The 21,212-nt window shown below is 74.5% G+C and carries 19 protein-coding genes; 4 read left to right on the plus strand and 15 right to left on the minus strand.

Annotation, left to right across the window (positions count from 1 at the left end; all coding sequences use genetic code 11):
- Positions 1 to 16: 16 nt before the first annotated feature.
- Positions 17 to 1,405 carry an FAD-dependent oxidoreductase gene (locus tag EV374_RS21795; RefSeq protein WP_132238248.1) on the plus strand — a complete coding sequence of 463 codons (1,389 nt, stop codon included), beginning with the start codon at positions 17 to 19 and terminating at the stop codon, positions 1,403 to 1,405.
- Positions 1,406 to 1,703: 298 nt separating this feature from the next.
- On the opposite strand, the gene tpx is transcribed toward EV374_RS21795, so the two are convergent.
- The 15 genes from tpx to EV374_RS21870 form a co-directional block, all read right to left on the minus strand.
- Complete coding sequence (tpx, locus tag EV374_RS21800) at positions 1,704 to 2,231, minus strand: thiol peroxidase (RefSeq protein WP_132238250.1); 528 nt, start codon at positions 2,229 to 2,231, stop codon at positions 1,704 to 1,706.
- 180 nt (positions 2,232 to 2,411) lie between these two features.
- The gene (locus tag EV374_RS21805; protein WP_132238252.1) at positions 2,412 to 3,647 is read right to left on the minus strand and encodes an MFS transporter; all 1,236 of its coding nucleotides are present in this window, start codon (positions 3,645 to 3,647) and stop codon (positions 2,412 to 2,414) included.
- On the minus strand, positions 3,644 to 5,965 hold the full coding sequence (gene treY, locus EV374_RS21810; RefSeq protein ID WP_132238254.1) for a malto-oligosyltrehalose synthase: 2,322 nt from the start codon (positions 5,963 to 5,965) through the stop codon (positions 3,644 to 3,646). Before treY ends, EV374_RS21805 begins: the two co-directional genes overlap by 4 nt.
- On the minus strand, positions 5,965 to 7,467 hold the full coding sequence (malQ, locus tag EV374_RS21815; protein WP_132238256.1) for a 4-alpha-glucanotransferase: 1,503 nt from the start codon (positions 7,465 to 7,467) through the stop codon (positions 5,965 to 5,967). Before malQ ends, treY begins: the two co-directional genes overlap by 1 nt.
- A complete protein-coding gene (locus tag EV374_RS21820; protein ID WP_165947865.1) occupies positions 7,448 to 8,857 on the minus strand; it encodes a glycogen synthase in 1,410 nt (469 codons plus the stop codon). The genes malQ and EV374_RS21820 overlap by 20 nt, the downstream gene beginning before the upstream one ends.
- Positions 8,854 to 9,588, minus strand: coding sequence for an HAD family hydrolase (locus EV374_RS21825; protein WP_132238264.1), 735 nt, complete (start codon positions 9,586 to 9,588; stop codon positions 8,854 to 8,856). The genes EV374_RS21820 and EV374_RS21825 overlap by 4 nt, the downstream gene beginning before the upstream one ends.
- The gene (locus EV374_RS21830) at positions 9,588 to 9,863 is read right to left on the minus strand and encodes a MoaD/ThiS family protein (RefSeq protein ID WP_132238266.1); all 276 of its coding nucleotides are present in this window, start codon (positions 9,861 to 9,863) and stop codon (positions 9,588 to 9,590) included. The genes EV374_RS21825 and EV374_RS21830 overlap by 1 nt, the downstream gene beginning before the upstream one ends.
- 14 nt (positions 9,864 to 9,877) lie before the next feature.
- Complete coding sequence (locus EV374_RS21835; protein ID WP_132238268.1) at positions 9,878 to 10,651, minus strand: beta/alpha barrel domain-containing protein; 774 nt, start codon at positions 10,649 to 10,651, stop codon at positions 9,878 to 9,880.
- 280 nt (positions 10,652 to 10,931) lie between these two features.
- Positions 10,932 to 11,531 (minus strand): nitroreductase family protein, encoded by a 600-nt coding sequence (locus EV374_RS21840; RefSeq protein WP_311413408.1) that lies wholly within the window; start codon positions 11,529 to 11,531, stop codon positions 10,932 to 10,934.
- A gap of 192 nt (positions 11,532 to 11,723) precedes the next feature.
- Positions 11,724 to 12,920 (minus strand): M20/M25/M40 family metallo-hydrolase, encoded by a 1,197-nt coding sequence (locus EV374_RS21845; RefSeq protein ID WP_132238272.1) that lies wholly within the window; start codon positions 12,918 to 12,920, stop codon positions 11,724 to 11,726.
- Between the two features lie 234 nt (positions 12,921 to 13,154).
- The gene (locus EV374_RS21850) at positions 13,155 to 13,967 is read right to left on the minus strand and encodes a SigB/SigF/SigG family RNA polymerase sigma factor (protein ID WP_132238274.1); all 813 of its coding nucleotides are present in this window, start codon (positions 13,965 to 13,967) and stop codon (positions 13,155 to 13,157) included.
- A gap of 179 nt (positions 13,968 to 14,146) precedes the next feature.
- A complete protein-coding gene (locus EV374_RS21855) occupies positions 14,147 to 14,614 on the minus strand; it encodes a MaoC family dehydratase (RefSeq protein ID WP_132238276.1) in 468 nt (155 codons plus the stop codon).
- Complete coding sequence (locus tag EV374_RS21860; protein ID WP_132238278.1) at positions 14,611 to 15,783, minus strand: acyl-CoA dehydrogenase family protein; 1,173 nt, start codon at positions 15,781 to 15,783, stop codon at positions 14,611 to 14,613. Before EV374_RS21860 ends, EV374_RS21855 begins: the two co-directional genes overlap by 4 nt.
- A gap of 34 nt (positions 15,784 to 15,817) precedes the next feature.
- Positions 15,818 to 16,576 (minus strand): 3-oxoacyl-ACP reductase FabG, encoded by a 759-nt coding sequence (gene fabG, locus EV374_RS21865; protein ID WP_132238280.1) that lies wholly within the window; start codon positions 16,574 to 16,576, stop codon positions 15,818 to 15,820.
- 14 nt (positions 16,577 to 16,590) lie between these two features.
- Positions 16,591 to 17,739, minus strand: a complete 1,149-nt coding sequence (locus EV374_RS21870) for an acyl-CoA dehydrogenase family protein (protein ID WP_132238282.1) — start codon at positions 17,737 to 17,739, stop codon at positions 16,591 to 16,593.
- An 88-nt stretch (positions 17,740 to 17,827) separates the two neighbouring features.
- On the opposite strand from EV374_RS21870, the gene EV374_RS21875 reads away from it, so the two are divergent.
- From EV374_RS21875 to EV374_RS21885, 3 genes are read left to right on the plus strand one after another with little or no spacing between them, the layout of a single operon-like run.
- Complete coding sequence (locus EV374_RS21875) at positions 17,828 to 18,493, plus strand: TetR/AcrR family transcriptional regulator C-terminal domain-containing protein (protein WP_132238284.1); 666 nt, start codon at positions 17,828 to 17,830, stop codon at positions 18,491 to 18,493.
- 48 nt (positions 18,494 to 18,541) lie between these two features.
- A complete protein-coding gene (locus tag EV374_RS21880; protein WP_132238286.1) occupies positions 18,542 to 19,960 on the plus strand; it encodes an aldehyde dehydrogenase family protein in 1,419 nt (472 codons plus the stop codon).
- Entirely contained in the window at positions 19,957 to 21,036 is a 1,080-nt protein-coding gene (locus tag EV374_RS21885) for an alcohol dehydrogenase catalytic domain-containing protein (RefSeq protein WP_132238288.1), read from the plus strand. Before EV374_RS21880 ends, EV374_RS21885 begins: the two co-directional genes overlap by 4 nt.
- Positions 21,037 to 21,212: the final 176 nt, after the last annotated feature.

Below are 21,212 nucleotides of genomic sequence, written 5' to 3' on the forward strand. Positions count from 1 at the left end.
CGAGAGGAACCACACGATGAGCGACACCGCGAGAGGCCGGGCCGTCGTCCTCGGCGCGAGCATGGCTGGGCTGTTCGCCGCGAGCGTGCTCGCCGAGGCGTACCGGGAGGTGGTCCTGGTGGACCGGGACCGGCTCGCCGACGCGACCGAGGTGCGCCGCGGCGCACCGCAGGGGCGGCATCTGCACGGCCTGCTCGCCCGGGGTCAGCAGGCCATCGAGGAGCTGCTGCCCGGCTTCACCGACGAGGCGACCGCGGCCGGCCTGCGCTCGGGCGACCTCGGCACCCGGATCCGCTGGTACTTCAACGGCCACCGGCTGAAGCCGGCGGAGACCGGCCTGCTGGTGGTCGGGGGCTACCGGCCGGGCATCGAGGCGCTGGTGCGGCGCCGGGTACTGGCCCTGTCGGGGGTGCGGCTCGTCGAGGACGCCGACGTCGTCGCCCCGGTCGCCACCGCCGACGGCAACCGGATCACCGGCGTACGGATCCACCACCGCGGCACCGACGTCGCCGAGGTGATCGACGCCGACCTGGTGGTGGACGCCACCGGCCGCGGCTCCCGGACCCCCACCTGGCTGACCGAGCTCGGCCACGGCCCGGTGCCGGAGGAGCGGATCAAGATCGGGCTCACCTACACCAGCGCGCGCTTCCGCTTCTCCCACGACCCGTTCCACGGCGACGTCTCGATCAACCCGGTGGCCACCCCCGCCCACCCGCGCGGCGCGTTCCTCGCCACGCTGGGCGGCGACGCCGGGCTGCTCTCGCTCACCGGCATCCTCGGCGACGAGCCGCCGACCGACCGCGAGGGCTTCCTGGCGTACGCGGCCTCGCTGCCCGTGCCCGACATCATCGACGCCGTCCGGGACGCCGAGTTCCTCGACGAGCCGGCCTCGTTCCGGTTCCCGGCCAGCGTCCGGCGCCGCTACGAGCGGGTGTCCCGGCTGCCGGAGGGGCTGCTCGTGGTCGGCGACGCGGTCTGCACGTTCAACCCGGTGTACGGCCAGGGCATGACCGTCGCCGCCCTGGAGGCGCTGATCCTGCGCCGGCACCTCGCCGGCGGTGGGACGCCCCGGCCGCGGGCCTTCTTCGCCGACATCTCCCGGCAGCTCGACGCCCCCTGGGAGGTCGCCGCCGGCGGCGACCTGGCGCACCCGCGGGTGGAGGGGCCGCGCCCGTTCAAGGTGCGGATGGCCAACGCCTACATCGCCCGGGTGCACGCCGCCGCCACCCGGGACAGCCGGGTCACGGACGCCTTCCTGCGGGTGGCCGGGCTGATCGACCCGCCGCAGGCGATCATGCGCCCCTCGGTGATGCTGCGCGTGCTGCGCGCGGGCCGGCAGCCGGCCGGCTCCGTCGCCACGCCGTCCGGCCCGGTGGCCCGTCCCCCGGCGCGCGACCGCGGCTGAGGCGGTTCCGCGCCCGCGGCGGCCGCTCCCCCGCACGCGCTACGGCCCGTCGTGCCATGCCCGCACGACGGGCCGCACCCGGTGGACGGAGGCGGGGACGCCGCCGGTGGCGCACCTGACGGGGACGCGGCCGGCGCGCGCACGTGCCGGGAAGCGCGAGAGCAGGGCCCGGCGCGGGCACGCGCACATGGCCGCAAGCAGGCGCGGGCCTGGTGGCGGACAGGGTCACGCGGTGACCACGACGCATCGACGTCGTGGTCACCGCGCGCGCAGTGGCTGGTGGCGACCCCGGGACGGGTCAGCGGGACGACGCCGACCTCGCCGCGGCGATCGCCTCCTCGTAGCGCGGGTGCTCGCCGACCTCGCGCACGTACTCGACGTGCACGACGCGGTCCTCGGCGTCGACCACGAAGACCGCCCGGGCGAGCAGCCGGAACTCCGCGATCACCACGCCGTAGGCGAGCCCGAAGGACAGGTCGCGGTGGTCCGAGGCCGTCCGGACCCCCTCGATGCCGGCGTCGCCGCACCACCTGGCCTGCGCGAAGGGCAGGTCCACGGAGATGGTCAGCACGCTCACCCCCGGCAGGGCGGCGGCCTCCTCGTTGAACCGCCGCGTCTGCTGGTCGCAGACGCCGGTGTCGAGCGACGGCACCACGGACAGGATCCGCACCGTACCGGCCGACGAGGCCAGGTCGACCGGCGAGAAGTCGTTGGCCAGCGCGGTGAAGGCCGGCGCGGGATCGCCCACGCGCACCTCCGGCCCGAGCAGCGTGACCGGGCGGCCCCGGAACGTCGTGACGCCGGCACGTTCCAACGCGACTGTCATCAGGTTCTCCTAGCGTCCAGCGGGAGTGGGCGGGTCGGCCGGCACCGGCGGGACCCACCGGGCACCGGCGGCCCCAGGGAGGCGCGGCCGGTACCGGGCGGTACGCCGGCCCGCGCCGCACCCAGCATCGTCCGCCGCCCCCGAGGGCCGCACCTTCGCACGTGCCCGCCTCGCGCCGGGTCAGCGCACCGCGTCGGCGTGCTCGGGGGCGGTGGCCGACGCTTCGGCCGGCGGCCGGCGGCGCAGCATCGGCACCGGGATCAGCGAGACGACCCCGGCGGCGACCGACAGCACCACGTAGTTGGTGGTCGCCAGCACCACCCCGGCGACCACGCTGGCCACGGCCGAGGCGGCCCACACGAGGGCGTCGACCCGGCCCTGCACCGCCCGCCGGGCGGCCGGGGTCAGCGCCTGGGTGAGCAGGGCGCTACCGCCGACGAAGGTGAGGTTCCAGCCCCAACCGAGCAGGAAGAGCGAGACCACCAGGCGGGTGAGGCCGCTGCCGTGGGCCGCCGGCCACGACGCCACCACCACGGAGGTGACCAGCAGGCCGATGCCCATCAGGATCGCGGCCCGGCCGCCGAAACGGTCCGACAGGTAGCCGGAGAGCGGCGCCAGCGCAAACATGCCGATCATGTGGCCGCTGAGCACCACGCCCACCGCCGTGAGGCCGTGGTGGTTGCTGCTCATGTGCAGCGGCGTCATGGTCATCAGGGCGACCATGGCCAACTGCCCGGCGATCATGGACACCAACGCGACGGACACCACCGGGTGCCGCCACACCTGCGCCGGGGTCGGATCGTTGGCGCCCTGCCGGGCCGCCGTCCGCGACCGGGGCATGGCGGCGGAGGCGAGCACGCAGATGCCGGCCGCCAGCAGCGCCACGAGGAACGGCCCGGCCAGGTCCGGCAGACCCAGCCGGTCGGCGACGTCGGCGCTCGGATCCATCAGGTTGGGCCCGAAGACCGCCCCGACGGTGCCCGCCCAGACGATGACCCCGACGGCCAGCCCCTGCCGGCGGGGCGGGTACAGGTCCGCCGCGCAGTACCGCGACAGCTGCGCCCCGCCGTTGCCCACCCCGAGCAGCACCATGCCGAAGATCAGCAGCAGCACCTGCCCGGAGGCCACGGCGGCGCCGGCCACCGCCGCGCCAACGATCGCGACCAGGTAGCCCAGCGACAGCGCGGAACGGGTGCCCCGACGCGCCATCAGCGCGGCCAGCCAGAGCGTGCCGGCGGCGGTGCCCAGCACGCCGGCCGCGTTCGGCACACCGCTCCAGAGCTCGGTCAGTTCCTCCGCGCCGATCAGCGTGGACGCCGTGCTGGCCCCCACCATGGAGGTGTTGGTGGCGGCCACCCCACCGAGCAGGGCCGCCATCGACCGTCGCCGGCCGGTGGTTTCCACGTCGACGCTCATGATCCTCTTTTCTTGACGAGCAGTGCCACCGGCAGGCGGCCGAACAGGTCCTCGACGCGGGGCGCCGGCGTACGGACCGGCGCGCCGGTGAACACGTCCACCCAGCCGTCGGCGTCACCGGGCAGGGGCACCACGGTGTCGGCCCAACCGCCCCGTTCGGCGAGCCCCACCGGCAGCCGGGTGGCCAGCGCCACGACGCCGTCGTCACCGCCGCGCGAGAAGCCGACGAGGTGCTCCGCCGCGCCACCCTCCGCGCGGACCGGGCGGTAACCGCGGAACAGCCGCGGACTGTCCCGGCGCAGCCGCAGCACCCGGGAGGTGACCAGCAACTTGGCCGCCCCCGTGTCGTCGACCTGCGGCGTCCGTCCCGCGTCGATCTCCGCCAGCAGTCGCCGGCGGGCCGCGAAGTCGACCGGGCGGCGGTTGTCCGGGTCGACCAGGGAGTAGTCCCACAACTCGGTGCCCTGGTAGACGTCGGGCACCCCGGGGCCGGCGAGCTGAAGCAGCTTCTGGCCCAACGAGTTCGACCAGCCGGGCGGGGCGATCCGGTCGACGAAGGCACGGACCTCCGCCGTGAGGGTCGCGTCGGCGAGCACCCGGGCGGGCCAGCTCGTGACGCCGTCCTCGTAGTCGAGGTCGGGATCGTGCCAGTTCGTGCGGACCCGCGTCTCGCGGGCGACCTTGAGCAGGTAGGCGGAGAGCCGCTCGGGGCCGATCGGCCAGGCGCCGAGCAGGGTCTGCCACGCCAGCGGTTCGAGCAGGGGGTCGCCCAACGGCTGCCGGGCCGACCAGCGGCGGAAGCGCTCGGCGTACGCCTCCGGCAGCTCGCTGAGCACCGCCAGGCGGGCCCGTACGTCCTCTGAGCGCTTGGTGTCGTGGGTGGACAGCGTGGTCATGGTGGCGGGCCAGCCGGCCTCCCGGGCCGCGTTCGCCGCGTGCAACTCACCCGGCGACACCCCGAACCGGCCCGGGTCGACGCCCACCTCGTTGACCGCCACCAGGCTGTTGTGCCGGTAGATCGCGGTGTCCTCGACGCCCTTGGCCATCACCGGGCCGGTCGCCTGCTGCACCCGCACCGCGAGCGGGCCGGTCGGTCGGGCGACCATCTCGTCCCGGACGGCGGTGAGGATCCCCCGCAGCGCCGGCCGACGCCGGGCGGCCCGCTCGACCGCCTCGTCCAGCGCCCAGCGGTGCTGCGGGAGATAGGACCGGTAGACGGGAAACTCCACCAGCAGGGCCCGGACGGCGTCCGCGCGCTCGGCCGCCGGGCAGCGGGGCAGCAGTGCCGCGAGGAGCGCCTCCACCCGTCGCGCCTCGGCGACCAGCATCGTCGTGACGACCTGCTCGCGCGCCTCGCGCACGACGTCGGCCAGCGCGGTGCCGGTCAGGCCCGCCGCCTCGGTCAGCCGCTGCCGGCCCGCCGGGGCCACGAAGACGCCCGAGATCTCGGCCAGCGCGTCGTAGCCCGTGGTGCCGTCCACCGGCCAGCCCGCCGGCAGCTTTTCGTCGGCGCCCAGCACCTTCTCCACGACGATCCACGCTGCGGGCGCCGCGGCCCGCAGCCGTCGCAGGTATCCCGCGGGGTCCGCCAGGCCGTCCGGATGGTCGACGCGCAGCCCGGTGACCTGCCCCTCCCGTACCCAGCGCAGCGTCTCGGCGTGCAGCGCCCCGAACACCTCCGGGTCCTCCGTGCGCAGGCAGGCCAGCGTGTCGATGTTGAAGAACCGGCGGTACGTCAGGTCGGCCGCCCCCCGGCGCCAGGACACCAGCCGGTAGTGCTGCCGGCCGTGCACCTGCGCCACCGTGCCGTGCCCGGTGCCGGGCGCCAGCGGGAAGCGGTGCTCGTGGTAGACCAGCGAGTCGTCGGCGAGCTTCAGCTCACCCTCGGCCGCCGCGCCGCCGTCGCCGTCGTCGCCCAGCACCGGCAGCAACAGCGGCCCCGCCGACCAGTCGACGTCGAAGAACCGGGCGTAGCGGGACTCCGGCCCGTGCCGCAGCACGTCGGACCACCACGGGTTGGCCGTCGCGTCGGCGACGCCCATGTGGTTGCAGACCACGTCGACCACGAAGCCGAGCCCGGCCTCGGCGAGCCGGCGGGCGAGCGCGAGGCGCGCCCGCTCGCCGCCCCGGCCCGGGTCGGCGCGCGTGGGGTCGACCAGGTCGTAGCCGTGCGTCGAGCCCGGCGCCGCCGCGAGCAGCGGGGAGGCGTAGAGCGCGCCGACACCGAGGTCGACCAGGTAGTCGGTCAGCGCGACGGCGTCGGAGAGACCGAGGTGGGGGCCGAACTGGAGCCGGTACGTGGAGGTCGGTGCCGCCATCAGCCGGTGAACCCCCTGGCCCGTCGGGTGGACGCCCGCCGGTCCCGGCCGTACGTCTCGGTCAGCCGGCGCAGCCGGAACTCCAGGCCCGGGGTCAGCGACTCCATCCGGAACCGCCACCGCCAGCTCCCCTCGGCCTGTCCCGGTACGTTCATCCGGGCCGCCGGGCCCAGCTCCAGCACGTCCTGCAACGGCAGGACGGCGAGCTCGGCCACCGACGCGAAGACCGCCCGCGCCATCGACCAGCAGATGCCGTCCGGCAGGCCCCCGAGGTAGCGCTCCACCCGCAGCCGCTGGTCGGCGCTCGACTCCTCCCACCAGCCCAGTGTGGTGTCGTTGTCGTGCGTTCCGGTGTATGCCACGCAGTCGGTCGGGTAGTGGTGCGGCAGATGCTGGTTCTCGTCGCCGGCGAAGGCGAACTGGAGCAGCCGCATGCCGGGAATGCCGGCGTCGATGCGCAACTGCTGCACTTCCGCCGAGGCGGGTCCCAGGTCCTCGGCCAGCATCACCACCTCGCCGAGTTCCTTGCGGATGGCCTGGAACAGCGACGGGCCCGGCCCGTCGCGCCAGCGCCCCGCGCTCGCCGGCCGGCCCTGCGGCACGGCCCAGTAGTGCAGGAAGCCCCGGAAGTGGTCGAGCCGGATCATGTCGTACAGCTGGGTCATCCGGCGGATCCGGTCGACCCACCAGGCGTACTGGTCCTTCGCCATCAGCTCCCAGCGGTACAGCGCGTTGCCCCAGACCTGGCCGTCGGTGCTGAACTCGTCGGGCGGGAACCCGGCCACGGCGGTCGGGCGGCCCGCCGCGTCGAGCTGGAACAGCTCCGGCGCCGCCCACGTCTCGCAGCTGTCCGTGCCGGCGAACATGGCCACGTCGCCGATCAGTTCGATGCCGAGCCGGCGGGCGTGGTCGCGGACGGCGGTGAAGTGCGAGGCGAACAGGTACTGCTCGAAACGGTAGTAGTCGAGGCGGTCCCGCTCGGTGTCGTCGAGGCGGGCCAGCGCGTCCGGGTCCCGCCGGGCCAGCGGCGCCGGCCAGCTCGTCCACGGACCGCCGTGCCGCTCCCGCAGGGTCATGTAGCGGGCGTAGTCGTCCAGCCACCACGCCTGTTCCCGGGCGAACGCCTCGCTGTCGGCGGTCGGCGTGAAGGCGGCGTACGCCCGGGCCAGCAGGTCGGCCTTGACGGCGCCCGCCGCCGGGTAGTCCACGGTGTCCGGCGGCAGCGCCGGCACGTGCGCCAGGTCGGCGGCGGTGAGCAGGCCCTCGTCGCGCAGCCGCTCGACGCTGACGTAGAGCGGGCTGCCGGCCAGCGTGGAGCTGGCCTGGTACGGGCAGCCGTCCGCGCCGACGGGGTTGAGCGGCAGCACCTGCCACACGCTCTGCTCGGCGGCCGCCAGGAAGTCCAGCCACTCGATCGCGGCCGGCCCGAACTCACCCACCCCGAACCGGCCCGGTAGAGAGCTGGGATGCAGCAGGATCCCGCTACGTCGGTTGACCGGCACCCGAGTCGTCCTCCCGTCCTGTCCCGTGCGCCGGCGCGCGCACGTACAACTGCTCGTACCGCTCGGCGGCCTCGTCCCACGAGAACCGGGCCCGCATGCCGCGCTCCCGCAACCGCGCCCACGCCTGCCGGTCGGCCCAGCGCGCGACCACCTGCGCGATCAGGTCGACCAGGTCCGGCGCGCGGTAGCCGTCGAACGAGAAGCCGAGCCCCGTCGCGGCGACCGTCTCCGCCATGCCGCCGACCCGCCGCACCACGGGCACCGACCCGTAGCGCAGCGCGATCAGCGGCGCCAGCCCGCACGGCTCGAACCGGGAGGGTGCCAGGAAGGCGTCCGAGCCGGCGTACGCCAGCCGGGCGATCGCCTCCCCGCTGTCCGGGTGGTAGGCGACGTGCGGGTAGTAGCGGGCGGCGCGGCGGAACGACCGCTCGTACTCGGCCCCGACGCCGACGACGACGAGTTGCAGGCCGAGGGCGGCGATCTCGTCGATGCCCTCCAGCAGCAGGTCGACGCCCTTCTGGTCGACCAACCGGCCGACGAAGGCGAACAGCGGCACCGCCGGATCCGTCGCCAGGCCGCTGCGCTGCTGGAGCGCGCGCTTCGCCACCGCCTTGCCCGCGAGGTCGTGCACGTCGAAGCGGGCCGGCAGGTGCGGGTCCGTGGCGGGGTCGAAGTCGTCGTAGTCGACCCCGTTGCGGATCCCGTGGTAGTCCTCGCCCCGGGCCCGCAGCAGCCCTTGCAGCCCGACCCCGTGCGCGGGGGCGAGGGTCTCGTCCCGGTAGCGGGCGCTGACGGTGGTGACGGCGTCGGCGTACCGGATGCCCTGGGCCAGCAGGTTGCCGGTGCCGTAGCGGGTCAGGTCCAGCTCGTCGGCCTTGTCGTGCGGGAACAACCCCTGGTAGGCGAGGTTGTGGATGGTCATCACGGTCCGCGGCGACGCGTCGAGGGCGCGCAGGTACGCCGGGACGTGCCCGACGTGCCAGTCGTTGCAGTGCACCGCGTCGGGCGGGCTCGCCGACCGGGCGGCCAGCTCGGCGACCGCCCGGGAGAACAGCACGAAGGACGACAGGTGCTTCTCCACGTACCCCTCGGGCCGCTGCCAGTCGGGATGCTGCGGCGTCCGCAGGGTGAGGTACCGGACGCCGTCGTGGTCGCCCAGGTCGTCGACGGTGAACTCGGCGCGCGCCGAGCCCGCCGCTACGGCCACCGTGCCGACCCGGCGGCCGTCCGGCAGCCCCGCGTAGCCGGGCAGGAACAGCCGTACGTCGTGCCCCCGGCCGGCCAGCGCCCGGGGCAGGGCCCGGGCGACGTCCCCGAGACCACCCACCTTGACCAGGGGTGCCACCTCGGAGGTGGCGAAGAAGACCCGCAGCGGGCGGCCGGCGCTCACGCCCGCGTCCCCGACAGCGTGGCCGGCCCCGCGACCGTGGACAGGCCCGCGATCGGGGTACCGGCCAGGCGCAGCTCGACCGCGCCGGCGGCCCGGGCGACGCTCAGCGCGGCGAGGTCCGGCGCGGTCCAGGTCGCCCCGGCGGCCCGCAGGGCCGGCGCGTCGCCGACGCCGACGGTCACCGCCCCGGCGGACGAGGCGGCGCGGACGCCGCTGGGGGCGTCCTCGACGACCAGGCAGTCCGCCGGGGCCAGCCCGAGCCGGCGCGCCGCGAGCAGGTAGCAGTCCGGCGCCGGCTTGCCGCGCGCCGTCTCGCCCCAGGTGACCATGGCGTCGAAGGCCGCGGCGACGCCCAGGTGCGCCACCACCCGCCGGGCCCGGCGCGCGGAGGCGCCGGTGACCAGCGCCAGCCGGACACCGGCGCCGCCGAGCGTCGCCAGGATCTCCCGGGCGCCCGGCACCTCGACGAACGCGAGGTCGGTCTCGGCGACCCGCACCCGGCGCAGGATCTCCTCCCGCGTGTCGGGGTCGAGGTCGCCGAAGAGCGCCGAGACCGAGTGCTCCGGGGAACAGCCGAGCACGTCGTCGCGGATCGCCGACGCGGACAGCACCCGATCGTGCTCGGTGGCCAGGCCCCGCCAGAGCGACAGGATGGCCTCGGTCGAGTCGATCAGGACGCCGTCCAGGTCGAACAGCACACCGGCGAAGACAGGGACCGGTCCGGACGCCATCAGCCCCCCGCCACGGCGGGCAGGATGGTCAGCGAGTCGCCGTCGCGCAGGCGGGAGTCGAGCATCCCGCTGGTGCGCACGTCGACGTCGTTGATGTAGAGGTTGACGAAGCGGCGCAGCTGCCCGTCCTCCCCCATCACGCGGCTGCCCAGCCCCGGGTGCCGGGCCTCGAGGTCGGCCAGCACCTCGGCGACGGTCGAGCCGTCCGCGGTCACGTACTTGCTGCCACTGGTGTAGTTGCGGAACACGGTCGGGATGCACACCTCGACGGCCATGGTCGGCTCCTCGGTCAGTAGGGGATCTCGTCGCCGGGCATGGCGCCGGCCAGGTACGACAGCCGACCGGCCGCCACGGCGTGCTTCATCGCCTGCGCCATCAGCATCGGCTCCCGGGCCTTCACCAGGGCGGTGTTGACCAGTACCGCCGCCGCCCCGAGCTCCATCGCCAGGGTGGCGTGCCGGGCGCTGCCCAGCCCGCCCTCGACGACCACCGGAATGTCGACCGTGTCGATGATCTGGCGGATCGGGCCGGGGTCGGGGATGCCGTGGCCGGAGGCCACGGGAGCGCTCATCACGCGCAGCGCCGAGCAGCCGAGCGCCGCCAGCTCCTTGGCGGTCGCGAGGTCGGGCAGGATGAACGGCATGACCTCCCAGCCCTGCTCGCGCAGCTGGGCGGCGACCTCGACGGTGGCCCGGTTGTCCGGCTCGTTGGTCCGGCCGCGGACGTCCAGCTTGAACACGGTGATGCCGTAGGCGTCGTGCAGGATGTTGACGGTCTTCCACGCGCTGTCGGCCGACCGGGCGAACGAGGTCGTGCCGATCCACAGGTACTGCTCGATGGGGATCTCGTCGGCCAGGTCGGACAGCAGGAGACTCGAACGGTTGTTGTCGGGGTCCACGGTGGTGATGAAGACCTGCGAACCGGTCGCCTCGAGCACCTGGCGGATCACCGACGGCGACGTGTACTGCTCGATACCGACGAGCAGGCGCGAGGTCAGCTCCGTGTCGCCGAGCCTGACCCACGCGTCCCGGAGGCCAGCGACCTCCATCGAATCCACGGACATGTACACCCTTTCTGGTCGAGCCGGGCACGACCGGCGGCGGGAGCGTCAGCCCGGGCCAGGGTGGGGCGGGGGCGGGGCCCCCGAAGCCCGCCAAGACCCGGACGCACCGCCGGCCGGCGAATCACCGATCGGTCCGTCACAGGAGTTGCGAAAAGAATCTTGGTTGCCACGGCGCAGCGCGGCATCTTCCAACGTGCGGCACTTCATGACACGCGGATCATTGATTGATTACGAGAACGGTGATATTCGGTCGGCCCGCGTCGGCCCGGAGAAGGGGCCGTCACCGCCGGATCAGGACCTCCGGCAGCGGCTTGCGGACCAGGTCCGGCACCGTCGCGTCCGGCGCCGGATAGCCGACCGGCATGACCAGGTACGGGCGCTCCTCCGGCGGCCGTTCGCACACCTCGTTGAGGAAGCGCATCGGGCTCGGCGTGTGCGTCAGGGTGGCCAGGCCGGCGTGGTGCAGCGCCGTGATCAGTACGCCGACCGCGATGCCGACGGATTCCTTGACGTAGTAGGGCTTCGGGGACCGGGGGCCCTGGTGCACCTCGAACACCACGATCACGACCGGCGCCACCTCCAGGAAGGGCTTGTGCCAGTCCGTACCGATCGGGGCGATCGCCTCCAGCCACTGCGCCGACGCGCGCCGGGCGTAGAACTCGCGCTCCTCGGCCTCGGCCGCCTCCCGCAGCCGGCGCTTGCGGGCCGCGTCGGTGACCACGACGAACCGCCACGGTTGCAGGTTCGCGCCGCTCGGCGCGGTCGCCGCCGCGCGGATCGCCTCCTCGATCACCTCCATCGGCACCGGCTGCGGCGAGAAGTGCCGGATGGAGCGCCTGGCGGCCATCCGGTCGGCGAAGGTACGCGCGTTGTGCACCATGTCCCCCGCCGCCGCCGCCAGCAGCGAGTCGGGTCCGGAGTCACCGGTCATTCCAGCCATGAACGCCTCCCGCGTGATCGACGGATCCAGCATCGCCCAACGGCGCCGGGCGCGTTTACGCAACCGTGCGGAACTTCGACCGCCGCCGCCCGGGGCGGGCGGGCGCGACGCCGCGCGGGGCGGGTGGGCCGCTCACCCGTCCGTCGACGAGCCCTGCCCGGCGGGCACCGCGCCGAGCGGCCGGTACTCCTCGGCGGCTTCGGCCGGGCCGGGCGTGGCGAGGAGGCGGGCCGTCAGGGCGGCCAGCAGCGCGGTGCGCTCCGGCATCCTCGCGACGTCGACGTACTCGCCACGCGCGTGCGGCAGTCCCCCCACCCCACCCAGACCGTCCAGGGTCGGTACGCCGAGGGCGCCGGTGAAGTTGGCGTCGGAGGCGCCCGGGGCGGCGACGCCGCGGACAGCCGGTAGCCCGAGGTCCACCGCCACCGACTGCGCGACCCGCAGCAGCGGCGTCGACACGGAGGCCGGCAGCGGGTACCGGTTTATCCCGCCGCTGACGGCCAACCGCGCGTCGGGCAGTCGGGGGGTCAGCTCGCGGACCAGCCGGTCCACCCGGTGCAGCTCCTCGCGGGTCCAGGCGCGCACGTCGACGCAGAGGACCGCGGACTCCGGCACCACGTTCGTCATCGTGCCGGCGGTGAGGGCCGTCGGGGTCACGCTCGTCTCCCCCGCGGCGAAGGCCTGCACGGCGAGGACGTGGTGCGCGAGTTCGACCCCGGCGTTGACGCCCCGGTGCGGTTCGACGCCGGCGTGCGCCGCCCGGCCCCGCACCGTGATCCGGTAGACGGAGCCGCCCTTGCGCGCGACCTTCAGGTCGCCGCCCTCGGTGCTCGGCTCGCCGACCAGCACCGCCCCGGAGCGCCGGGCCTGCTCCTCGATCAGCGGCCGGGAGGTGACCGACCCGCTCTCCTCGTCGCAGGTGAGCAGCAGCCCCACCCGCGAGGTGTCCGGCAGCAGTTCCAGCGCGGTGAGCATCTGCACGATCCCGGCCTTCATGTCGCAGACCCCGGGCCCCGTCGCGGTGCTTCCGGTGATCGTGAACGGCCAGTCCCGGATGGTGCCCGCCGGCCAGACCGTGTCGTAGTGGCCCAGCAGCAGCACGCGTTGGTCGGGGGCCGCCCAGAGTAGGTGCGGCAGTCCGTCGAGGACGACTCGACGCCCCCGCCGGCCCAGCGCGGCGTCGCCCCACGCCTCGAGCAGGTCGGCGCAGGCGGCCAGTTCGTGGCCCTGCCCCGGCGGCGACTCGCAGGTCACCAACCGGCGCAACCGCGCCGTCATCACCGCTGCCCGGGCCTGCGCCCCACGCCGAAATACATCGACATCCACCATGGTCTGATGGTGGCACCGCCACCCGTGGCGGCCACAGGGCGTGACGCCGACACCGCACGGATGCGGTGCTGCGGCGCCCAACACGGCAACCTGGAAGACAGGGCCACGAGGCGGGACCGGCCGCCCGTGCCGGAAACGCACTCGTCCGCCCCGCCGGGCACGGCGGGGCGGACGAGGACGGTACGTCGGGGCGGGTGCCGGACGGCTACGTGGCCGTCCGCCGCGGGGGTGTCGTCAGCGGCTGCCCTCGAGCTGGCCGCGCAGCTTGCCCAGCGCGCGGGCGAGCAGGCGGGAGACGTGCATCTGGGAGACGCCGACCTGCGTGGCGATCTCGCTCTGGGTGAGGTTGCCGTAGAAGCGGAGGGTGAGGATCTTCTGCTCCCGCTCGTCGAGGGTGGCGAGCGCCGGGCCGAGGGCGACCCGCAGCTCGGCCAGCTCGAACTCGTTGTCCTCGGCGCCCAGGGTGTCGCCCAGCTCGGTGGCGCTGTCGCCGTCGCCGATGGGGGTGGACAGGGAGACCGCGTTGTAGGCGCGGGCGCCTTCGAGGCCCTCCAGGACCTCTTCCTCGGTGACGCCGAGGTGGGTGGCGATGTCGGCGACCGTCGGCGCGCGGTTGAGCGTCTGGGTGAGGGTGCCGTTGGCCTCGGAGATTCGCAGCCGCAGCTCCTGCAGGCGGCGCGGCACGCGGATGTTCCAGGTGCGGTCGCGGAAGTGACGCTTGATCTCACCGAGGATCGTCGGGATGGCGAAGCCGGCGAAGTCCACGCCCCGGGAGGCGTCGAACCGGTCCACGGCCTTGATCAGCCCGAGGGCGGCGGTCTGGGCCAGGTCCCCGTTGGGCTCGCCGCGCCCGCTGTAGCGGAAGGCGAGGTGGTTGGCCAGCGGCAGCCACGCCTCGATCACCCGCGCCCGCAGCGCCGGCCGGTCGGGGTGCCCCTCCGGCAGGGCGGCGAGGGCGGCGGTCAGCTCACTCGCGCGGGTCTCGTCACCGGGGGCCGTGGTGGTGGCCTCGGTGGTGGTGGTCGGCGCGGTCGTCGTGGTGATCATGCTGCCCTTCCTGTCCTACGATGCGGCGACGCCGGGTACCGGCGACCGCAGTGCCACCACCCTAGACCAACGGCCGTCGCCATATCAACCGAACGGCCGATGGATAAAAGCGACACAAACTCCCGAACACGGCGCTAATCATGTGGTCCCCGCCACGCGCGGCCGGTGCCGCCCGTGGTTCAGGAGGCCGCTGGCCCCACGTGGAGCCGGCTCACCGTTTCGGCGACGCAGACCGGCTTGCCGCTGGCGTCGCACTCCACGGTCGCGGCGGTGACCAGCTGCACGCCGCCGGCCACCGGCGACACCTCGGCGATGGTGGCGACGGCCCGGACCGCCGTGCCGACCCGCAGCGGGGCGGGGAACCGCACCCGGTTCAGCCCGTAGTTGACGCCCATCCGCACGCCCCGCACCCGGTAGAGCCGCCCCACGAGCGCCGGCAGCAGCGACAGGGTGAGGAAGCCGTGCGCGATCGTGCCCCCGTACGGGCCGGCGGCGGCCCGCTCCGGGTCGAGGTGGATCCACTGGTGGTCGTCGGTGGCGTCGGCGAACAGGTCGACGCGCCCCTGCTCGATGCGCTGCCACGGCCCCGGGCCGAGGGTCTCCCCGACCGCGGCGGCCAGCTCGTCGACGGAGTCGAAGGTCCTCATGCCAGGTGCCCTCCCAGTCGGGTGTAGCCGCGCAGCAGGTCCCGGGCGATAATGAGCCGCTGCATCTCGTCGGTGCCCTCGAAGATCCGGTAGAGCCGGACCTGCCGGTACCACCGCTCGACGGGCAGCTCCCGGGTGTAGCCCATGCCGCCGTGGATCTGCAGCACGCGGTCCACCACCCGGTTGACCATGCCGGCGCCGTAGAGCTTCGCCATCGACGAGGCGTGCCGGGGATCCATGCCCTGGTCCACCGTCCAGGCCGCCCGCAGGATGAGCCAGCGGGCCGCCTCCAGCTCGGTCTCGGAGTCGGCGATCATCCACTGGATCGCCTGGTTGTCGCCGATGGGCCGGCCGAACGTCTGCCGGGTGGTGGCGTGGTCGATCGCCATCCGCAGCGCCCGCTCGGCGATGCCGACGGCGTGCGAGGGGATGGTGTAGCGGCCCTTGCCGATCCACTCCATCGCGAGCGCGAAGCCCTGGCCGGGCTCGCCGAGGATGTTGCGCTCCGGCACCCGTACGTCGTCGAAGACCAGCGCGGCCGGCCCGCCCTCGCCCATGGTCTGGATGAACTCCGAGCGCCAGCCCATCGCCCGGTCCACCAGGAAGGCCGTGGCGCCGCCGTCGCGGGCGCCCTTCTCCCGGTCGGTGACCGCGATGACGATGGCGAAGTCGGCCTCGTTGCCGCCGGTGATGAAGGTCTTCTCGCCGTTGAGCACCCAGTCGCCGCCGTCGCGGCGGGCGCTGAGCCGGATGTTGGCGGCGTCGGACCCGGCGCCCGGCTCGGTGATCGCGAAGCAGCTGCGCCGCTCCCCCTCGATCGTCGGGACCAGGAACTCCCGCCGCTGCTCCTCGTTGGCCCGGAACAGGATGTTGTCGGCCTCGCCGCCGAAGCGGAACGGCACGTACGAGCGGCCCAGCTCGGTCCAGATCAGCGACTGGGTGACGGCCGGCAGGTCCATGCCGCCGTACGCCTCGGGGGTGGCCAGCCCCCAGAAGCCGAACGCCCGCGCCTTGAGCTGCAACTCGCGCAGCTCGTCGGGCTCCAGCCCGGGCCGGTGGGCGCGTTCGCGCCGCAGCAGCTCCGGCTCCAGCGGCATGACCTCCCTGGCGATGAAGTCGCGGGCCGTGTCGCGGATGGCCCGTTCGGTGTCCGAGAGCGCGAAGTCCATGTCCCCTCCTCCTCGGGTGCGTGCTAAGCGCGGCTCAGCGCGCGCCGCCGTTGACGTACAGGGTCTGGCCGCTGACGTACGAGGCGTCGTCGCTGGCCAGGAAGGCGATCACCGAGGCGATCTCGGCGGGCTGGGCGACCCGGCGCAGCGGGGTCTGCTCGGCGACCGCCCGCTGGTGCTCCTCGGGGCTGCTGCCCACCCGTTCGGCGGTGGCCGCGGTCATCGCCGTCGCCACGTAGCCGGGCGCCACCGCGTTCACGGTGACGTTGAACGGGCCCAGCTCGACGGCCAGCGTGGCGGTCAGGCCCTGCACGCCGGCCTTGGCCGCCGCGTAGTTGACCTGGCCCCGGTTGCCCAGCGCGGAACGGCTGCTGAGGTTGACGATCCGGCCGTAGCGGGCCGCCACCATGTGCTGCTGCGCCGCCTGGCAGCAGAGGAACATGCTCGTCAGGTTGGTGGTCAGCACCGCCTCCCACTCGGGCAGCGCCATCCTGAACAGCAGGTTGTCGCGGGTGATCCCGGCGTTGTTGACGAGCACGTGCAGCCCCCCGTACGCCTGGACCACCTGGTCGGTCATGGCGGCGACCGCCTCGGCGTCGGTCACGTCGCAGCCGATGCCGACGGCCCGGCCACCGGCGGTGGCGATCTCGTCGGCGACGGCCCGGGCGCGCGCGGCGTCGAGGTCCACCACCGCGACGGCCGCGCCCTCGGCGGCGAGCCGGTGCGCGGTGGCCGCGCCGATGCCCTGCGCGGCGCCGGTGACGACGGCGACCCGGTCGGCGAATCTGGTCACGGTTCCTCCTGGCTCTAGAAGGCGTTGACGCCGGTGAGCGCGCGTCCGATGAGGAGCTGCTGGATCTGGCTGGTGCCCTCGTAGAGGGTGGCGACGCGGGCGTCGCGCAGGTACTTGCCGACGGGGTACTCGTCGATGTAGCCGTAGCCGCCGAAGACCTGCACCGCGTTGTTGGCCGCGCGCACGGCGGCCTCGCTGGCGAAGAGCTTGGCCATCGACGCCTCGGTGGCGAACGGCTCGCCCCGGTCGATCAGGTCGGCCACCCGCCACACCAGCAGCCGCGCGGCGTCGGTGTCGACGGCGATGGCGGCGAGCAGTTGCTGCACGAGCTGATGGCCGGCGATGGGCTTGCCGAACTGGGTGCGCTGCCCGGCGTAGCCGACGGCCGCGTCCAGGCAGCCCTGGGCGATGCCGACGCAGCCGGCGGCCACGGACATCCGGCCCTTGGCCAGGGTGGCGAGGGCGAGCCGGAAGCCGGCGCCCTCCTCGCCGAGGAGCGCCGAGTCCGGAACCCGTACGCCGTCGAAGCGCAGCTCCCCGGTGGCCTGCCCGCGCAGGCCCAGCTTGCCGTGGATCTCGCGGCGGGTCAGGCCCGGCGCGTCGGTGGGCACCAGGAACGCGCTGATGCCCCGGTGTCCCGGGCCGCCGGTGCGGGCGAAGACCAGCGCGACGTCGGCCGTGGTGCCGTTGGTGATGAACATCTTCGCGCCGGTGATCAGCCAGTCGGCGCCGTCGCGCACCGCCCGGGTGGTCAGGGCGGCCGCGTCGGAGCCGCTGTCCGGCTCGGTCAGCGCGAAGCAGCCGAGCGCCGCGCCGGAGCAGAGCCGGGGCAACCACTGCTCCCGCTGCCCGGCCGAGCCGTGCGCGGCGATCGACTTGGCGACCAGGCCGAGGGAGACCGAGACGATGCCGCGCACGGCGGAGTCGCCCCGGCCGAGTTCCTCCAGCACGAGGCAGTAGGAGAGGTGGTCGCCGCCCGAACCGCCGTCGTCCTCGCCGATGGTGAGCCCCAGGAAGCCCAGCTCGCCGAGCTTGCCGACGATGTCCGGATCCACGGACTCGCGGCGGTCCCAGGTGGCCGCGTGCGGCGCCACCTCACGGTCGACGAAGTCCGCGGCGAGCCGGCGGACCGCCGCCTGCTCGGCGGAGAGTTCCAGATCCATGAGGCTTAAACTAGCGGTGCAAGTTTAAATCCGTCCAGACCCGGTTGTGGCAGAGTCTGCGACGGACCCCCGAGCGAAGGAGGACCGGATGCCCCGGCCGCGGCAGGCGCTGCTCAGCCGGCAGCGGATCGTCGAGACCGCCGCCGCGCTGATCGACGCCGAAGGGCTGGAGGGTTTCTCCACCCGCCGGCTCGCCGCCGAACTCGGGGTACGCGGACCGTCGCTCTACAACCACTTCGCCACCAAGGACGAGATCCTCGACGCGGTGGCCGACAGCGTCACCGGCCAGGTGGACGTGTCGTTCTTCGGCAGCGTCGACTGGCGCGAGGCGCTGCGCCGGTGGGGGCACTCCTACCGGGCGGCGCTGGCCGCGCACCCGAACATCGTGCCGTACCTGGCCCGGGGACCGGGGCGCCGGCCGGCGGCGCTGACCATGGCCGACGCCGTCTACGGCGGGCTGGTCGCCGCCGGGTGGCCGCCGGCCCGGGCGACCCACATCGGCGCGCTCATGCGCTACTTCGTGGCCGGCTCGGCGCTGGGCTCGTTCGCACGGGGCTTCGTCGAGGACCCGGGGCTGTACGCGGAGCAGTACCCGCACCTGACCCAGGCCCACCGGCTGGCCGAGCACCAGCAGCGGGTGGATGAGGGCGCCTTCGCGCTGGGTCTCGACGCGCTGATCCACGGGCTGTCGCGCACCTACGAGGAGCACATCGGGCCGCTGCCGCCCCTCCCGCCGCCCGACGACGCGTACTAGAGTCAAAACTTGCGCTGCTAGTTTCGGCCGACGTACGTGAGGGGCACGATGGATCTCGCACGGACTGACTTCTACCTGGACGGAGAGTGGGTCGCCGCCGGCGCCGGGGAGACCGTCGCGGTGCGGAACCCGGCGACCGAGGACGTCGTCGCGACCGTGCCGGCGGGCACCGCGGCCGACGTGGACCGCGCCGTCGCGGCGGCCCGAGCCGCCTTCCCCGGCTGGGCCGACGCCGCGCCCGCCGAACGGGCCGCCCGCCTGGACCGGCTGCACGCCGCGCTCTCCGCCCGGGCCGACGAGATCGCCCGCACCGTCGCCCTGGAACTCGGCACCCCGCTGAAGGTCGCCAGCAGGGTCCAGACCGGCCTGCCGCTGACGGTCCTGCACAGCTACGTCGAGCTGGCCGCCCGCCCCCCGGCCGACGAGACGATCGGCAACTCGCTGGTGGTCCGGGAACCGGTCGGCGTGGTCGGGGCGATCACCCCGTGGAACTACCCGCTGCACCAGGTCGTCGCGAAACTCGCCCCCGCCCTGGCCGCCGGCTGCACGGTGGTGCTCAAGCCAAGCGAGCTGACCCCGCTGACCGCGTACCTGCTCTTCGACGCCATCCACGAGGCCGGCTTCCCGCCGGGGGTGGTCAACCTGGTCACCGGCACCGGCCCGGTCGTCGGCGAGGCCATCGCCGCGCACCCGGACGTCGACATGGTCTCCTTCACCGGCTCGACAGCCACCGGCCGGCGGATCTCCCACCTCGCCGCCGACCGGATCGCCCGGGTCGCCCTGGAACTCGGCGGCAAGTCCGCAAACGTCGTCCTCGACGACGCCGACCTGGCCACGGCCGTCAAGGTGGGGGTCGGTAACGCCTTCCTCAACTCCGGCCAGACCTGCGCCGCCTGGACCCGCCTGCTCGTGCACCGCGACCGCTACGACGAGGCCCTCGACCTGGCCGCCACAGCCGCGGCGGGCTACCGGCTCGGCGACCCGTTCGACCCGGCCACCCGGCTCGGCCCGCTGGTCTCGGCCGCACAGCGGGAACGGGTCCGCGAGCACGTCGCCCGGGGGCTGGCCGACGGGGGCCGGCTCGTCGCCGGCGGGCCCGACGCGCCGCTGCCCGAGCGGGGCTACTTCGTCGCCCCGACGGTGATCGCCGACGTCGAACCCGACAGCGCCCTGGCCCAGGAGGAGGTCTTCGGCCCGGTGCTCGCGGTCATGCCGTTCGACGACGAGGACGAGGCGGTGCGCATCGCCAACAACTCCCGCTACGGGCTGGCCGGCGCGGTCTGGTCGGCCGACGAGGAGCGGGCGCTGCGGGTGGCCCGGCGGCTGCGCACGGGCGCCGTCGACGTCAACGGCGCCCCGTTCAACCCGCTCGCCCCGTTCGGCGGCTACAAGCAGTCCGGCCTCGGCCGGGAGCTGGGCCGGCACGGGCTCGAGGAGTTCTGCCAGGTCAAGGCCATCCAGCGATGAGGGCGCTGGTCGTACGGGCCGTCGACGCCCCGCTGCGGGTGGAGGAGATCGAGCTGCCGGCCCCCGGCCCGGGCGAGGTACGGGTGAGCGTCCGGGCGGCGGGCGTCTGCCACTCCGACCTGTCCATGGTCGACGGGACGCTGGCACCGCCGTACCCGCTGGTGCTCGGGCACGAGGCGGCGGGGGTCGTGGCCGAGGTCGGCGAGGGGGTCACGCGGGTCGCGCCCGGCGCGCACGTGGTGCTGAACTGGGCCCCGCCGTGCCGCAGCTGCTGGTACTGCGGGCGGGACGAGCCGTGGTTGTGCGAGCGCACCGGGTCGCCCTCGGCCCCCCGGGGCCGCACGCCGGCCGGCGAAGCGCTGCACGTCACGCTCGGCCTCGGCGCCCTCGCCGAGGAGGTGGTGGTGCCGCAGGAGGCGGTCATCCCGGTGCCGGCGGAGCTGCCCTTCGAGGCGGCGGCGCTGCTGGGCTGCGCCGTACTCACCGGCGTCGGCGCGGTCCGCCGCACGGCGGGGGTGGCCCCCGGCGAGTCGGTGGCCGTGATCGGCCTCGGCGGGGTGGGGCTGTCGGTGGTCGCCGCCGCGCGGGCCGCCGGAGCCGGTGCGGTACTCGCCGTCGACGTCTCCCCCGCCAAGGCGGAGCTGGCCGTCGCGGCCGGCGCCACCGACTTCCTGCTGGCCGACGAGACGCTCAGCCGGGCGGTCCGGGAGCGGACGGCGGGTAGGGGCGTCGACCACGCGCTGGAGTGCGTCGGGCGCTCGGCCACGATCCGCACCGCCTGGCGCGCCACCCGCCGGGGCGGTCAGGTGACGGTCGTCGGCATGGGCGCCAAGGACGACATCGTCGGGCTGGGCGCGCTGGACATCTTCCACTCGGCCCGGACGCTGCGCTCCTCGGTCTACGGCTCCTCCGACCCGGACCGGGACGTGCCCGAACTCGCCCGGGCCGTACTCGACGGCACCCTCGACCTCGGCTACCTGATCACCGACCGGACCACCCTCGACGGCGCCCCCGAGGCCTTCGCCCGCATGTCCCGCGGCGAGGGCGCCCGCACCGTAATCCTCCCCACCCCCTGACCCTCCCTTCCCCCACCCCGCCGCGCCCCACCCCGCCCCCGGCCCCGCCCCGCCCCGCCGATCATGGACTTGTGGTGGGCGGTCGGGGCCACTTCGCCGCTTTTGCGGGGCACCACAACTGCATGATCGACGCCGGTGAGGGCCGGAGGGAGGGCGGGAGGGCGGGGAGGGAGGGG

Source organism: Micromonospora sp. CNZ303 (genome assembly GCF_004345505.1).

Excerpts from the sequence above, each read along its gene's own strand:
- EV374_RS21795 (WP_132238248.1), top strand. The coding sequence starts at position 17 with ATGAGCGACACCGCGAGAGGCCGGGCCGTCGTCCTCGGCGCGAGCATG.
- tpx (WP_132238250.1), bottom strand. The coding sequence starts at position 2,231 with ATGACAGTCGCGTTGGAACGTGCCGGCGTCACGACGTTCCGGGGCCGC.
- EV374_RS21805 (WP_132238252.1), bottom strand. The coding sequence starts at position 3,647 with ATGAGCGTCGACGTGGAAACCACCGGCCGGCGACGGTCGATGGCGGCC.
- treY (WP_132238254.1), bottom strand. The coding sequence starts at position 5,965 with ATGGCGGCACCGACCTCCACGTACCGGCTCCAGTTCGGCCCCCACCTC.
- EV374_RS21825 (WP_132238264.1), bottom strand. The coding sequence starts at position 9,588 with ATGGCGTCCGGACCGGTCCCTGTCTTCGCCGGTGTGCTGTTCGACCTG.
- EV374_RS21830 (WP_132238266.1), bottom strand. The coding sequence starts at position 9,863 with ATGGCCGTCGAGGTGTGCATCCCGACCGTGTTCCGCAACTACACCAGT.
- EV374_RS21835 (WP_132238268.1), bottom strand. The coding sequence starts at position 10,651 with ATGTCCGTGGATTCGATGGAGGTCGCTGGCCTCCGGGACGCGTGGGTC.
- EV374_RS21840 (WP_311413408.1), bottom strand. The coding sequence starts at position 11,531 with ATGGTGCACAACGCGCGTACCTTCGCCGACCGGATGGCCGCCAGGCGC.
- EV374_RS21845 (WP_132238272.1), bottom strand. The coding sequence starts at position 12,920 with ATGGTGGATGTCGATGTATTTCGGCGTGGGGCGCAGGCCCGGGCAGCG.
- EV374_RS21850 (WP_132238274.1), bottom strand. The coding sequence starts at position 13,967 with ATGATCACCACGACGACCGCGCCGACCACCACCACCGAGGCCACCACC.
- EV374_RS21855 (WP_132238276.1), bottom strand. The coding sequence starts at position 14,614 with ATGAGGACCTTCGACTCCGTCGACGAGCTGGCCGCCGCGGTCGGGGAG.
- EV374_RS21860 (WP_132238278.1), bottom strand. The coding sequence starts at position 15,783 with ATGGACTTCGCGCTCTCGGACACCGAACGGGCCATCCGCGACACGGCC.
- EV374_RS21870 (WP_132238282.1), bottom strand. The coding sequence starts at position 17,739 with ATGGATCTGGAACTCTCCGCCGAGCAGGCGGCGGTCCGCCGGCTCGCC.
- EV374_RS21875 (WP_132238284.1), top strand. The coding sequence starts at position 17,828 with ATGCCCCGGCCGCGGCAGGCGCTGCTCAGCCGGCAGCGGATCGTCGAG.
- EV374_RS21880 (WP_132238286.1), top strand. The coding sequence starts at position 18,542 with ATGGATCTCGCACGGACTGACTTCTACCTGGACGGAGAGTGGGTCGCC.
- EV374_RS21885 (WP_132238288.1), top strand. The coding sequence starts at position 19,957 with ATGAGGGCGCTGGTCGTACGGGCCGTCGACGCCCCGCTGCGGGTGGAG.